Below are 13,113 nucleotides of genomic sequence, written 5' to 3'. Positions count from 1 at the left end.
TGATGCGAGCTGGCTCTCTACTCGTTCGCAAGTGGGCGACGCGCCGGTGGCTGGCAGCGGCGCTGCTCGCCGGGGGCGGGTTGGTGATGACCGTCGATGCCCCGGCCCTGGCGGCCGACAGCGAGGCCGGCGAACGCTTCGATTGTCGTGAGCTGGCCGACCGGGCACCTCCCGAATCTGCTCTCGACTGGTTCGAGCGCAGCCTGTGGGCCAGTCACTGCTACGTCTTCCAGGCGCGTGCCGTACGGATCGGTTATGACGGCATCAGGACCCTGGCCCTTTCCCATCACGTCGAGGACGGAGTCGAGCGCGAGGCGGCCAGCTTCCTCGATGGCCCGCCGGTGGTCTTCGAGCGTCGGGGGCGAATCGGACGCCTGAGCTGGGCCGAAAAGGGCGGGGAGGTGCCGGCCTCGCCGGCCGGGATCGCCGCCCACCTCGACGGTTACTATCGTCTGCAACTGGGCGGCGAGGGGCGCATCGCCAGCCGTCGCACCGTGCGCCTGGATATCGAACCCCTCGACAGCCTGCGCTTCGGTCATCGTCTCTGGCTCGACGCGGCCACGGCCCTGCCGCTCAAGCAGATGCTGCTGGACGAGGCGGGGCGAGTGATCGAGACCTTCCAGTTCACCGAGCTCGACCGGCCACGCCTCCATGAGGGACATGTCGTCCTCGATCGATACCGCGAGGCGCCGGACGACCCCTGGGTCATCGGTTGGCTGCCCGAGGGCTTCGTGCCCCAACCGGTGGATACCCGCAGCTCGCAGCACGGCGACGCGGTCAAGCATCGACTCTACAGTGACGGCCTCTCTACCCTCAGCCTTTTCGTCGAACCCATCGAGGGGGCCGATCTGCTGGCCCCGGGCATGCACCGCCTCGGTGTCTCCCATGCTGCCGTGCGTCATCGCGAGCTGGGTGGGCGCCCGATGCAGGTGGTGGTGATGGGCGAGCTGCCACCTCGCGTGCTGCTACGCGTGGCCGATACCCTGGAGTGGCGTGACGAGGACGCCGCCGTGTCGTCGGTGATCCACGACGGTGACGCCGCGGAGGGCGGGCCATGACCCTGCCCCCCCCCTGGCAGATCCCATCGGTCGCGGCGAGTCGGGGCGACCCGTTGCCCGGCGGGTACCGGGGCTTGGTTTCGCGCCGAGGCGCCGCCATCTTCGACGATACGACGACCCCTGTCGTCCGCGACGGCCGGTCGGGTTCGCAGCGTCGGCCTGAGTCGGCAGTCGCCGAACCCACGAGCATTTCCCCTTGATCGTTCGCAGGAGCATTCCATGAAGCGCATGACTCGACACCTTTCCCTGTGGATGCTGCTGGCCGCGACCCTGCTGGCCTGGCAGTCGGCCATGGCACGCGAACTGCCGGACTTCACCGAGCTGGTGGAGCAGGCGGCCCCGGGGGTGGTCAACATCTCCACCTCCCGGGTAGAGCGGAGCCGTGACGACCCCTTCGGGGGGTTCGGTGGCCAGGAGATACCGGAGATCTTTCGTCACTTCTTCGGTGATCGCTTCCCGATGCCGCCGGGAGGCGGCGGCCAGGGGCGCCCCCAGGAGCGTCAGTCGCTGGGCTCCGGCTTTGTCATCAGCGAGGATGGTTACATCCTGACCAATGCCCATGTGGTCCAGGGGGCCGACGAGATCCTGGTGCGCCTCAACGACCGTCGGGAGCTTGCCGCCGAGCTGATCGGGGCCGATGAGCGCACCGACGTGGCGCTGCTCAAGGTGGATGCCGACGACCTGTCGACCCTGGCCCTGGGCGATTCCGATGGCCTCAGGGTCGGTGAATGGGTGGCCGCGATCGGTTCGCCCTTCGGCTTCGATCACTCGGTCACGGCCGGTATCATCAGCGCCATCAACCGAACCCTCCCGCGGGACGCCTATGTGCCCTTCATCCAGACCGATGTGGCGATCAACCCGGGCAACTCCGGTGGTCCGCTGTTCAACCTCGATGGTGAAGTGGTGGGGATCAACTCCCAGATCTTCACCCGCAGCGGCGGTTTCATGGGGCTCTCCTTCGCCATCCCCATCAACGTGGCCATGGACGTGGCCGACCAGCTGCGCGACGACGGCCGCGTCAGCCGTGGTTGGCTCGGGGTGATGATCCAGCCGGTCTCCCGCGATCTGGCCGAGTCCTTCGGCATGGATGGCCCCAGCGGGGCGCTGATCGCCGACCTGGACCCGGAAGGCCCCGCGGCCCGCGGCGGCCTGCGGGCCGGCGATGTCATCCTCGAGGTGGACGGCGACGAGGTCGACCGCTCCAGCACCCTGCCGCGGCTGATCGGCCGGACGAGCCCCGGCAGCGAGGTGGAGCTGGTGCTGCTGCGTGACGGCGAGCGGCGTCGCGAGACGGTGACCGTGGGCGACTGGCCGGATGCCGAGGGCCGCGAGATGGCCAGGGCCGAGCAGAGCGGCCGTCAGGCCCGGCTGGGCCTGGCCGTCAGCGAACTCGACGCCGACCAGCGTGAGCGGCTCGGTATCGAGGGTGGCGTGCTGGTTCGTGATCTCGACCCGAGAGGCGCCGCCGCCGCCGCCGGCATCCGGCCGGGGGACGTGCTGGTCAGCATCGACCACCAGGCCGTGGAGAGCGCCGACCAGCTGGTCGAGGTGGTGGCCTCGCTGCCCTCCGACCGTGCCGTGCCGGTGCGCCTCTATCGCGACGGGCGTTCGCTGTTCGTCGCCCTGCGCCTCGCCGATGACTGATACCCCCGTCGGCAGGCTCTCCTGAAACGGCAACCCGACGGCACAGACCGTCGGGTTGCTGTTCCTGTCAGTCGCATCCCGCTACAATAGCGCCCACTCTCTTGCCCGCATGCCAGCGTCACGACGCCCGGCCGTGGCCCGAACCAACCAGGCAGAAGCGACTCGATGTCTCACGACACCCCCTCCGATCAGCTCAAGCATATTCGCAACTTCTCGATCATCGCCCATATCGACCACGGCAAGTCGACCCTGGCCGACCGCCTGATCCAGACCTGCGGTGGCCTGAGCGAGCGCGAGCTCAAGGAGCAGGTGCTCGACTCCATGGACCTCGAGCGCGAGCGCGGCATCACCATCAAGGCCCAGTCGGTGACGCTGGACTATCACGCGCAGGACGGCAACACCTACCAGCTCAACTTCATCGACACCCCCGGGCATGTCGACTTCTCCTACGAGGTCTCCCGTTCGCTCTATGCCTGCGAAGGGGCACTGCTGGTGGTGGATGCCGGCCAGGGCGTCGAGGCGCAGTCGGTGGCCAACTGCTACACCGCCATCGAGCAGGGGCTCGAGGTGCTGCCGGTGCTCAACAAGATGGACCTGCCCCAGGCCGACCCGGACAAGGTTGCCCACGAGATCGAGGAGATCATCGGCCTCGATGCCACCGATGCCTGCCGGGTCTCGGCCAAGAGCGGCCTGGGCATCGACGCGCTGCTCGAGCGCCTGGTGCGCGACATCCCGCCGCCCAAGGGCGATCCGGGCGCTCCCTTGCAGGCGTTGATCATCGACTCCTGGTTCGACAACTACCTGGGGGTAGTGTCGCTGGTCCGGCTGTTCGACGGCACCCTGAAGAAGGGCGAGAAGATCCGCCTCAAGTCCACCGGGCGGGATTGGCTGGCCAACGAGGTGGGTATCTTCACCCCGTTGCGCCGCGAGACCGGCATCCTGCGGGCCGGCGAGGTGGGCTTCATCGTCGCCGGCATCAAGGACATCCAGGGCGCCCCGGTGGGCGATACCATCACCCATGCCAAGACGCCGGACGTGGCGCGCCTGCCCGGCTTCCAGAAGGTCAAGCCGCAGGTCTACGCCGGCATGTTCCCGGTCAGTGCCGACGACTACGAGGACTTCCGCGACGCCCTGGAGAAGCTGGCGCTCAACGACGCCTCGCTGGCCTACGAGCCGGAGAACTCCGACGCCCTGGGCTTCGGCTTCCGGGTCGGCTTCCTCGGTACCCTGCACATGGAGATCGTCCAGGAGCGCCTCGAGCGCGAGTACGACCTGGACCTGCTCACCACCGCGCCCACCGTAGTCTACGAACTGGCCATGAAGAACGACGAGGTGAGGTACGTCGCCAACCCCTCCAAGCTGCCGGACATGGCCGACGTCGAGGAGATGCGCGAGCCCATCGTGCGGGCCAGCATCCTGGTGCCCCAGGACTTCGTCGGCAATGTCATCACCGAGTGCGAGCAGCGCCGTGGCACCCAGCTCGACATGCAGTTCCTCGGCAGCCAGATCCAGCTTACCTACGAACTGCCGATGAGCGAGGTGGTGATGGACTTCTTCGACCGCCTGAAGTCCATCTCCAAGGGCTACGCCTCCCTGGAGTACAACTTCGAGCGTTTCCAGGCGGCCAAGCTGGTACGCCTGGACGTGCTGATCAACGGCGACAAGGTCGATGCCCTGGCGGTGATCATCCACCGCGATCATGCCCATGGCCGCGGGCGGCTGCTGGTCGAGAAGATGAAGGAGCTGATTCCGCGTCAGATGTTCGATGTGGCCATCCAGGCCGCCATCGGCGGTCAGGTGGTGGCCCGCTCCACCGTCAAGGCGCTGCGCAAGAACGTGACGGCCAAGTGCTACGGCGGCGACGTCACCCGCAAGAAGAAGCTGCTCGAGAAACAGAAGGCGGGCAAGAAACGCATGAAGCAGGTCGGCCGGGTCGAGATTCCCCAGGATGCCTTCCTCGCCGTGCTCAAGGTAAATGACTAGGAACGGATGACCGCATGGACTTCTCTCTACTGCTGGTGGTGGCGGTTGCCGTCACCGGCCTGATCTGGCTGCTGGATCTGGTCTGGTGGCGGCCGGCGCGCCGGCAGCGACTGGTGAACGCCGAGGCGGGTACCACCGAGGGGCTCGGCGAGCGTGCCCGCGAGAAGGCGCTCAAGGAGCCGTGGCCGGTCGACTACTCCCGGTCGTTCTTTCCGGTGCTGCTGGTGGTGCTGCTGCTGCGCAGCTTCGTGGTGGAACCCTTCCAGATCCCCTCGGGCTCCATGCGCCCGACCCTGGAGGTGGGGGATTTCATCCTGGTCAACAAGTTTACCTATGGCTTGCGGCTGCCGGTGACCCATACCCGCATTCTCGAACTCGACGAGCCCGAGCGCGGCGACGTCATGGTGTTCCGCTTCCCCGACGAACCCTCGGTGAACTTCATCAAGCGGGTGGTGGGGCTGCCGGGTGACCGGGTGCGCTACGAAGGCAAGCAGCTCTATGTCAATGGCGAGCCGGTCTCCAAGCGGCTGCTGGCGGAGGCGGGGACCGAGGCGCCCGGCGAGCTGCTGCTCGAGGAGCGGCTGGGCGAGCTGGCCCACCGTATCTACAATAACCCTCGAGATCCGGGCCCGCAGATGCGCGAGCTGGTGGTCCCCGAGGGCCACTACTTCACCATGGGCGACAATCGCGACCACTCCAACGACAGCCGCTACTGGGGCTTCGTGCCGGAGGAGAACATCGTCGGCCGCGCCTTCGCCGTGTGGATGCACTGGGACGGTGGTCTGCCCAGCTTCACCAGCGTTCGCCGCATCCGCTAGACCTGGCCTGAGCACGGTGTTCCTTCGTGCCGGGCCCGGCCCGTTTCCCGAACCTTTCAGCCCCGACATCGATCATTCAGGAGCTTCGTGAGCAACTCCCTCAACGCCTTCAGCCGACGCCTCGGTCACTCCTTCGGCGATGCCGCCCTGCTGGAGCTGGCCATGACGCACCGCAGCTTCGGCGGCCAGAACAACGAACGTCTCGAGTTTCTCGGCGATTCGATCGTCAACTTCGTGATCGCCGAGGCGCTCTTCCAGCGCTTTCCCGAGGCCCGCGAGGGCCAGCTGTCGCGGCTGCGCGCCCGGCTGGTCAAGGGCCAGACCCTGGCCGAGCTGGCCCGGGAGATGGGCTTCGGCGAGCACCTGCGCCTGGGGTCCGGCGAGATGAAGAGCGGCGGCCACCGTCGCGAGTCGATCCTCGCCGACGCGGTCGAGGCGGTGATCGGCGCCATCTACCTGGACGCCGGCATGGACGTCGCTCGAGCCAGGGTGCTCTCCTGGTACGCCGAGCGGCTCGAGGCCATCAGCCTGCAGGACACCCAGAAGGATCCCAAGACCCGGTTGCAGGAGTTTCTCCAGTCGCGACAGTCGCCGCTGCCGCGCTACGAGGTGGTCTCGGTGGAGGGCGAGGCCCATGCCCAGACCTTCACCGTGGAGTGCCATATCGAGGTGCTCGACGAGCACACCACGGGGGTCGGCGCCAGCCGTCGCCATGCCGAACAGCAGGCCGCCGAGAAGGCCCTGGAACGGCTCGAGCCCAGAGGAGTCCGCTCATGACCCAGACCTGCGGCTTCGTGGCCATCGTCGGTCGCCCCAATGTCGGCAAGTCCACGCTGATGAACCGCATCCTCGGCCAGAAGATCTCGATCACCTCGCGGCGTCCCCAGACCACCCGTCATCAGGTGATGGGCATCAAGACCGAGGGCGAGGCCCAGTTCATCTACGTCGACACCCCGGGCATCCACATCATGGCGAAGGATCGCAACAAGGCGATCAATCGCTTCATGAACCAGGCGGCGACCCAGGCCCTGCGCGACGTCGATTGCGTGGTGTTCATCATCGACCGCACCCGCTGGTCCGATGAGGATCAGGTCGTGCTCCAGCGCCTCGAGCACGTCGAGGCTCCGGTGATCCTGGCGGTCAACAAGGTCGACCGGTTGCAGGACAAGACCAGCCTGCTGCCCTGGCTGGAAGAGGTCGGTGCCCGGCGCGAGTTCGCCGCGATCGTGCCGATCTCGGCCAAGCACGGCACCAACGTGCCGGAGCTGGAGCTCGAGGTCGCCGGGCATCTGCCCGAGAGCATCCACTACTTCCCCGAGGACCAGGTCACCGACAGGAGCCAGCGCTTCCTGGTCGCCGAGCTGGTGCGCGAGAAGGTGATGCGCCAGCTCGGCGACGAGCTGCCCTACCAGATGACCGTGGAGATCGAGGAGTTCCGTGACGAGGGCAGGGTGGTGCATATCAGCGCCCTGATTCTGGTCGAGCGGCCCGGGCAGAAGAAGATCCTCATCGGCGAGAACGGCGAGCGTATCAAGAGCATCGGTCGCGAGGCGCGCCTCGACATGGAGCGTGCCCTCGGCGCCAAGGTGATGCTCAATCTCTGGGTCAAGGTCAAGCGCGGCTGGTCCGACGATGAACGGGCGCTGAAGAGCCTGGGCTACAACCTGGACTGACGTTGTCGGTTGGCCCTGAAGAGCGTGCAGCGGTAAAGTCGTCGAGACCGCTCCTTTGGGGTCAGACCCCGGCAAAGTTGCCAGGCCTGTCATAGGGCACTCGACGAGCCGATTCGATACCGCCGGGGTCTGACCCCAAAGGGCCTCCCGGCGTCGGTAACCAACCTGCGGGCTATCCCCGACCGGCTGATTCATCGGCCATGTCCCCGGGACGCATTGAGTCTGACCCCCTGGATGGACCTCTACCGCCATGAATCCCCAGCCGGCCTTCCTTCTGCACAAGCGCCCCTACCGCGAGACCAGTGCCCTGGTCGAGCTGCTGACCCTCGAGCACGGCCGGGTGCGGGCGGTGGCCCAGGGGGTGCAGCGTCCGGGAAGCCGGTCGCGCTCGCGGCTGCAGCCCTTCGCCCCGCTGCACGTCACCTGGGTCGGCGAGGGCGAACTCAAGCGCTTGCGCCTGATGGAGAGCCACGGCGCGGCGGCCCTGCTGGCCGGCGAGGGGCTGCTCTGCGGCCTCTACGCCAACGAGCTGCTGGCCCGGGTGCTGCCGGTGGAGTTTCCGGTAGCCGAGGTGTTCGCCTTCTATACCGCCCTGCTCGAGGCGCTGCCACGCCCGGAAGGACGTGCGGCGGCGCTGCGTCGGCTGGAGCTCTCGCTGCTCGAGGCGCTGGACGCCGCCCCGCGGTTCGCCGAACCCGATGGCCGCGGCCTGGACCCCCAGCGCCGTTACCGCTTCGATATCGCCTCGCGAGCCTTCGTCCCCGGCGAACCGGGCATCGATGGCCGTACCCTGCGCCTGCTGGCCGCCGGCGACTGGGGCGAGCCGGGGCTCGCCGGCCCGGCCAAGGCGGTGACCCGGGCGGCACTAGCGCCACTGCTCGGTGCCCGCCCGCTGCGCTCACGGGAACTGATGCGCCAGCTTGCCGAAAAGCGCCGGGCTCGTCAGGACTCCGTCCGGGAGCTTTAAGCTCGCCCGGCTACGCAGGGAGCTTTAAGCTGTAAGCTATAAGAAAAACCCTTGCTATTAGCGAGCTGGATGGCAGCATCGTGGCTTACGGCTTACCCAAGGAGAGTCTCATGCATCCCCCACGCATTCTGCTCGGCGTCAACATCGACCATATCGCCACCCTGCGCCAGGCGCGGGGCACCCGCTATCCGGACCCGGTCCAGGCCGCGCTGCTCGCCGAGGAGGCGGGCGCCGACGGCATCACCGTCCACCTGCGCGAGGACCGTCGCCATATCCAGGAGCGCGACGTGCGCCTGCTGGCGGAGGTGCTCAATACGCGCATGAACCTGGAGATGGCGGTCACCGACGAGATGCTTCGCCTTGCCGAGGCGGTGCGCCCGGCGCATGTCTGCCTGGTGCCGGAGAAGCGCGAGGAGCTGACCACCGAGGGGGGGCTCGACGTGGTCGGCGGCTTCGACGGTGTTGCCGCCGCCTGCCGGCGCCTCGCCGACGCCGGCTGCGAGGTGTCGCTATTCATCGATCCGGAACCGGAGCAGATCGAGGCCGCCGCCAAGGCCGGTGCGCCGGTGATCGAGCTGCATACCGGGGCCTATGCCGAGGCCTCGGGGGAGCGCGCCCGCGGCGAGCATGCACGGCTCTCGGCGGCCGCGGAAATGGCCGGCGAGCTGGGGCTGGTCGTCAACGCCGGTCATGGCCTGCACTACCACAATGTCGAGGCCATCGCGGCGATCCCCGGCATTCACGAGCTCAATATCGGCCATGCCATCATCGCCCGGGCTCTGTTCGTCGGCCTCAAGGAGGCGGTGGGGGAGATGAAGCGGCTGATGATCGCCGGCCAGGAAGCCGGCCTGCTGGCGGCGCTTGACGAGCATGATCACGGGGATGGCGAGGCGGGTGGCTGCTGCCGATGATCATCGGGATCGGCACCGATATCGCGCGAATCGAGCGCTTCGATCGGGCGATGGTCCGCCTCGGCCCGCGCTTCGCCCAGCGCCTGCTGGGGGAGGAGGAACTGGAGCGTTTCCACGGCCACGGCCTGCCGGCGGCCTTCCTGGCCAAGCGGTTCGCCGCCAAGGAGGCCTTCGTCAAGGCGCTGGGCACCGGGCTGCGGCGTGGCATGCGCTGGACCGAGATCCAGGTGGTCAACGACGCCCTGGGGCGGCCCTCACTGGTCCTGGACGGCAAGGCGCACGAGCTGGCCGGGGTCGCCGGCGTGCGCTCCATTCACCTGTCATTGACCGATGAAGCGGAACTGGCGGTGGCCTTCGTCGTGCTCGAGGGCTGAGCCGTCTGCCAGTCGCGCAGCCCCGCCATGGCGGCGAAGAGGTCATCGAGCAAGGGGGTGACGCCCTCGCGCCCGCGTGAGCGAAGGCGTGTCTCCAGGGTCTCGGCGATCAGGGCCAGACGCGGCGCCCCGCAGTAGCGGCAGGCGCCGTTGAGGGCGTGAATGGCGTCGAGCAGGGCTTCGTCGTCCTCCCGTTCGAGCGCCTCGCGAATTGCCGTCTTGCTCTCCGGCAGCGAGTCTGCCAGGCGTGCCAGCAGCTCCCTGGCGAGGGGCTCGCGTCCCCCGGCGAGGCGCGTGCCGAGGGTCAGGTCGACGACCGCCAGCTCCCCGTCTTCTTCCGCCCGCTCGACGGGCATGTCGCCGGTTTCCAGGGGCGGCAGGGTGGGCAAGTCCAGATGGTGCTGCAGCAGTTCCGTCAGGCCGTGGGTATCCAGCGGCTTGATCAGGACATCATCGAGGCCGCTGGCCAGCAGCCGCTGGCGCTCGTCCTCCAGCACATGGGCGGTGACCGCGATGATGGGCCGATGGCTCCAGGCCCCCTGTAGCCGGCGCAGCGCCCGGGTGGTCTCGATGCCGTCCATGCCCGGCATGCGGATGTCCATCAATACCAGGGCGTAGTGCCGTTCCTGGGCCATGGCCAGGGCCTCTTCGCCACTCGCTGCCAGGTCCACCTCGAGCCCCGGGCGCCGGATCAGTTCCCGCAGCAGCAGCCGGTTGGACTCGGTGTCATCCACGACCAGCAGGCGCAGCGGCCCCGCCTCGCTCTCGTCCTCGGGGGTGGGCAGCGTGGCCGGCTGCTGCCCGCCGAGCTGGCGTTGTACCGCCTCCACCAGGGCGACCCGGGAGAGCGGCTTGCTCAGCACCTCGCCGCCCTGGGGCGGTGCCAGCAGCGGCAGATCCAGAGGGCTGGTGTTGACCAGCAGCAGGGCGGGACAGGTGATGGCGTCGAGCCGGCGCTGCCAGGTCGCGATCCCGGTGGCGTCGAGGGCCTGGTCGGGAATGCCCGCCACCAGCAGCGCGGGCGAGCTCGCCGGGGCCGGCCGCTGCCCGGCATCGACCACCCTGGCTCCCCAGCGGGTGAGCAGGTGATGCAGCGCCCGCCGGGTGGCGGGGTGCGGCTCGTCGAGCAGCACGGTCTCGCCGGCCAGCTGCAGCTCTGGAGGGCGCTCGCGCTCCTCGTCACCTTCCAGCGGCAGAGTGAAGGCGAAGGTCGAGCCCTTGCCGGGGGCACTCTCCACGCCGATCTCGCCACCCATCTGCTCCACCAGCTGCCGACAGATGGTCAACCCCAGGCCGGTGCCGCCGAACTCCCGGGAGTGGCTCGGATCGGCCTGGCGGAAGGCCTGGAAGAGCCGCTGGCAGTTCTCGGGGGAGAGGCCGATACCGGTATCGCTGACGCTGACCCTGAGGGTCACCCGGCCGGTCTCGGCCTGTTCCACCATCACTCGCACGGTGATCTCGCCCCGTTCGGTGAACTTGATGGCGTTGTTGACCAGGTTGGTCAGCACCTGGCGAATGCGTAGCGGGTCGCCGGTCAGGGCGACGGGCACATCGTCGTAGACCAGCCCGAGCAGTTGCAGGTCCTTCAGATGGGCCTGGGGGGCCTGCAGCGCGAGTACCTCGTCCACCAGCGTCACCATGTCCAGCGGGACATGCTCGAGTTCGAGCCGGCCCGCCTCGATCTTGGAGAAGTCGAGCACATCGTTGACCAGCATCAGCAGGTTGTCGCAGGCACGATGGACATGGTCGAGCCACTCGCGCTGGCGCGGCTCGAGCCGCGAGCGCCCGAGCAAGCGGCAGAAGCCGATGATGCCGTTGAGCGGGGTGCGGATCTCGTGGCTCATGTTGGCGAGGAACTCCGACTTGATGCGGTTCGCCTCCAGCGCCCGGCGGTGGGCCATGTCGAGCTCGATGTTCTGGACCTCGATGGTCTCCATCGACTCCTGCAGCTCGGCGGTGGTCTGCTCGATCTGGCGCTGGACCTCATCCCGGGCGTGGTCGAGGTGGGCGGAGAGGGCATTGACGCGCGCTGCCAGTCCGGCCAGCTCCGGGGGGGAGGAGAAGGTGAGGGGCGGCGGGTTGTCGCCGCTGGCCAGGCGTGCCAGGGCCTGGTCCGCGGCCTGCACCGGGGCGATCAGGCGGCGACTGGTGGTATAGGCGATCAGCCACAGCAACAGCCCGGTCACCAGCAGGCCCAGCCCGGCACTGGCCAGGCGCCGGTAATGGTTCAGCACCAGGGGCATGGCATCGATATCGAGCTCCAGCCAGGCCGGGGCGGGGTGATCCGCCGCTCCCGCGGAGAGCGGGGCCTGCAGACGCCACAGGCGGCCGTCGGTATCCAGGCGGACGCCTCCCTCGCCGGTGGGAAGGGAGGCCTCGCGCAGCCGTCCGAGCTCGAGCCGTGGTGTTCCCGTGGCATCCCGGATGCCCACCGCGCGGATCTCCTCCAGATCGAGCAGGCGCCCGGCGAGGGCCTCCAGGGCCGGGCGATCCCCCGTGGACAGGGCGCTGCTCAGCTCCGGAGCGAGCAGGTCGACGGCAGTGGTGATACGCTCGTGCAGGACCTGCCGGTAGTGCTCGGACTCCAGGTGGAGGGCGATGCCGGCGAGGCCGGCGAGGAGCAGCAGCGGCAGGCCCAGCAACAGCACGAACAGTCGGTTCTTGAGCGTCATCGGTGGGCTCTTCGGCATTGATTCCAGAACAGTATGACACAGGGGACGAGGATGCCTGTCCACTCCGGGGCGGCCCGGATATAATGCCGAAAAGACGTTTCCACAAGGAAGGTTGCATGCATTTTCCTACCATCGAGGATGTCGTCGGTGCTACGCCGCTGGTCCGCCTCAAGCGCATCACCGCCGGCCGCAACAATACCCTGCTGGCCAAGCTCGAGGGCAACAATCCGGCCGGCTCGGTGAAGGACCGGCCGGCGCTCTCCATGCTCGAGCAGGCCGAGGCGCGCGGCGAGATCGCCCCCGGTGACACCCTCGTCGAAGCCACGTCCGGCAACACGGGCATCGCCCTGGCCATGGCTGCCGCCATCAAGGGCTACCGGATGGTGCTGATCATGCCCGAGAGTGCCTCCAGCGAGCGCAAGCAGGCCATGGCGGCGTTCGGCGCGACGCTGATCTCCGTCAGCAAGGAGGGGGGCATGGAGGCGGCCCGCGACCTCGCCGAGACCATGATCGCCCGGGGCGATGGCAAGCCGCTGAACCAGTTCGCCAACCCCGACAACCCCCTGGCGCACTATCGCGGCACGGGCCCGGAGCTCTGGGAGCAGACCGGCGGCACCATCAGCCACTTCGTCAGTTCCATGGGCACCACCGGCACCATCATGGGCGTGTCGAAGTATCTCAAGGAGCAGAGCCGAGAGGTGCAGATCGTCGGCCTGCAGCCCGAGGATGGCGCCAGTATCGCCGGCATCCGCCGCTGGCCGGCGGAGTATCTGCCGAGTATCTTCGACGCCAGCCGGGTCGATCGGGTGCTCGACATCGGCCAGTACGAAGCCGAGGAGCACATGCGTCGCCTGGCCCGGGAGGAGGGCATTCTCGCCGGCGTCTCGTCGGGTGGCGCCCTGGCCGGTGCCCTGCGAATCGCCGCGGAGGTCGAGAATGCCGTGATCGTGTTCATCGTCTGCGACCGGGGAGACCGCTACCTCTCCACCGGCCTGTTCGCCCCGGAGCTCTGA

11 protein-coding genes are annotated in these 13,113 nt (G+C 68.2%); 10 read left to right on the top strand and 1 reads right to left on the bottom strand.

Annotated features, from left to right (window positions below; translation table 11 throughout):
* The first annotated feature begins 2 nt into the window (after positions 1–2).
* The 9 genes from CR157_RS01380 to CR157_RS01340 all read left to right on the top strand — a co-directional run bounded on the left by CR157_RS01380 (position 3) and on the right by CR157_RS01340 (position 9,428).
* Positions 3–1,058, top strand: coding sequence for a MucB/RseB C-terminal domain-containing protein (locus tag CR157_RS01380; protein ID WP_240566686.1), 1,056 nt, complete (start codon positions 3–5; stop codon positions 1,056–1,058).
* 219 nt (positions 1,059–1,277) lie between these two features.
* Entirely contained in the window at positions 1,278–2,702 is a 1,425-nt protein-coding gene (locus CR157_RS01375; protein ID WP_110281753.1) for a DegQ family serine endoprotease, read from the top strand.
* 165 nt (positions 2,703–2,867) lie between these two features.
* Positions 2,868–4,685, top strand: a complete 1,818-nt coding sequence (gene lepA, locus CR157_RS01370) for a translation elongation factor 4 (protein WP_110281752.1) — start codon at positions 2,868–2,870, stop codon at positions 4,683–4,685.
* 14 nt (positions 4,686–4,699) lie between these two features.
* Positions 4,700–5,503 carry a signal peptidase I gene (gene lepB / locus CR157_RS01365; RefSeq protein ID WP_110281751.1) on the top strand — a complete coding sequence of 268 codons (804 nt, stop codon included), beginning with the start codon at positions 4,700–4,702 and terminating at the stop codon, positions 5,501–5,503.
* Positions 5,504–5,590: 87 nt separating this feature from the next.
* Complete coding sequence (gene rnc, locus CR157_RS01360; RefSeq protein WP_110281750.1) at positions 5,591–6,280, top strand: ribonuclease III; 690 nt, start codon at positions 5,591–5,593, stop codon at positions 6,278–6,280.
* Complete coding sequence (gene era, locus CR157_RS01355) at positions 6,277–7,176, top strand: GTPase Era (RefSeq protein WP_110281749.1); 900 nt, start codon at positions 6,277–6,279, stop codon at positions 7,174–7,176. Before rnc ends, era begins: the two co-directional genes overlap by 4 nt.
* 250 nt (positions 7,177–7,426) lie before the next feature.
* Entirely contained in the window at positions 7,427–8,143 is a 717-nt protein-coding gene (gene recO, locus CR157_RS01350; protein WP_110281748.1) for a DNA repair protein RecO, read from the top strand.
* Between the two features lie 110 nt (positions 8,144–8,253).
* The gene (gene pdxJ / locus CR157_RS01345) at positions 8,254–9,054 is read left to right on the top strand and encodes a pyridoxine 5'-phosphate synthase (RefSeq protein ID WP_110281747.1); all 801 of its coding nucleotides are present in this window, start codon (positions 8,254–8,256) and stop codon (positions 9,052–9,054) included.
* Positions 9,051–9,428: a holo-ACP synthase gene (locus CR157_RS01340; protein WP_110281746.1), complete on the top strand. Its 378-nt coding sequence runs from the start codon at positions 9,051–9,053 to the stop codon at positions 9,426–9,428. Before pdxJ ends, CR157_RS01340 begins: the two co-directional genes overlap by 4 nt.
* Here the strand turns inward: CR157_RS01340 and CR157_RS01335 are convergent.
* Complete coding sequence (locus CR157_RS01335) at positions 9,368–12,100, bottom strand: ATP-binding protein (RefSeq protein ID WP_110281745.1); 2,733 nt, start codon at positions 12,098–12,100, stop codon at positions 9,368–9,370. The genes CR157_RS01340 and CR157_RS01335 overlap by 61 nt on opposite strands.
* Before the next feature lie 116 nt (positions 12,101–12,216).
* Between CR157_RS01335 and cysM the strand changes: the two genes are divergently transcribed.
* Entirely contained in the window at positions 12,217–13,113 is an 897-nt protein-coding gene (cysM, locus tag CR157_RS01330; protein ID WP_110281744.1) for a cysteine synthase CysM, read from the top strand.

This window comes from Halomonas sp. LBP4 (assembly GCF_003202205.1).
Taxonomy (GTDB): domain Bacteria; phylum Pseudomonadota; class Gammaproteobacteria; order Pseudomonadales; family Halomonadaceae; genus Halomonas; species Halomonas flagellata.
The sequence above is the reverse complement of the archived record's forward strand: the minus strand, read 5'-3'. Positions and strand labels throughout refer to the sequence as shown.

Coding starts and splice junctions, on each gene's coding strand:
- CR157_RS01380 (WP_240566686.1), top strand. CDS start 3: ATGCGAGCTGGCTCTCTACTCGTTCGCAAGTGGGCGACGCGCCGGTGG.
- CR157_RS01375 (WP_110281753.1), top strand. CDS start 1,278: ATGAAGCGCATGACTCGACACCTTTCCCTGTGGATGCTGCTGGCCGCG.
- lepA (WP_110281752.1), top strand. CDS start 2,868: ATGTCTCACGACACCCCCTCCGATCAGCTCAAGCATATTCGCAACTTC.
- lepB (WP_110281751.1), top strand. CDS start 4,700: ATGGACTTCTCTCTACTGCTGGTGGTGGCGGTTGCCGTCACCGGCCTG.
- era (WP_110281749.1), top strand. CDS start 6,277: ATGACCCAGACCTGCGGCTTCGTGGCCATCGTCGGTCGCCCCAATGTC.
- recO (WP_110281748.1), top strand. CDS start 7,427: ATGAATCCCCAGCCGGCCTTCCTTCTGCACAAGCGCCCCTACCGCGAG.
- pdxJ (WP_110281747.1), top strand. CDS start 8,254: ATGCATCCCCCACGCATTCTGCTCGGCGTCAACATCGACCATATCGCC.
- CR157_RS01340 (WP_110281746.1), top strand. CDS start 9,051: ATGATCATCGGGATCGGCACCGATATCGCGCGAATCGAGCGCTTCGAT.
- CR157_RS01335 (WP_110281745.1), bottom strand. CDS start 12,100: ATGACGCTCAAGAACCGACTGTTCGTGCTGTTGCTGGGCCTGCCGCTG.
- cysM (WP_110281744.1), top strand. CDS start 12,217: ATGCATTTTCCTACCATCGAGGATGTCGTCGGTGCTACGCCGCTGGTC.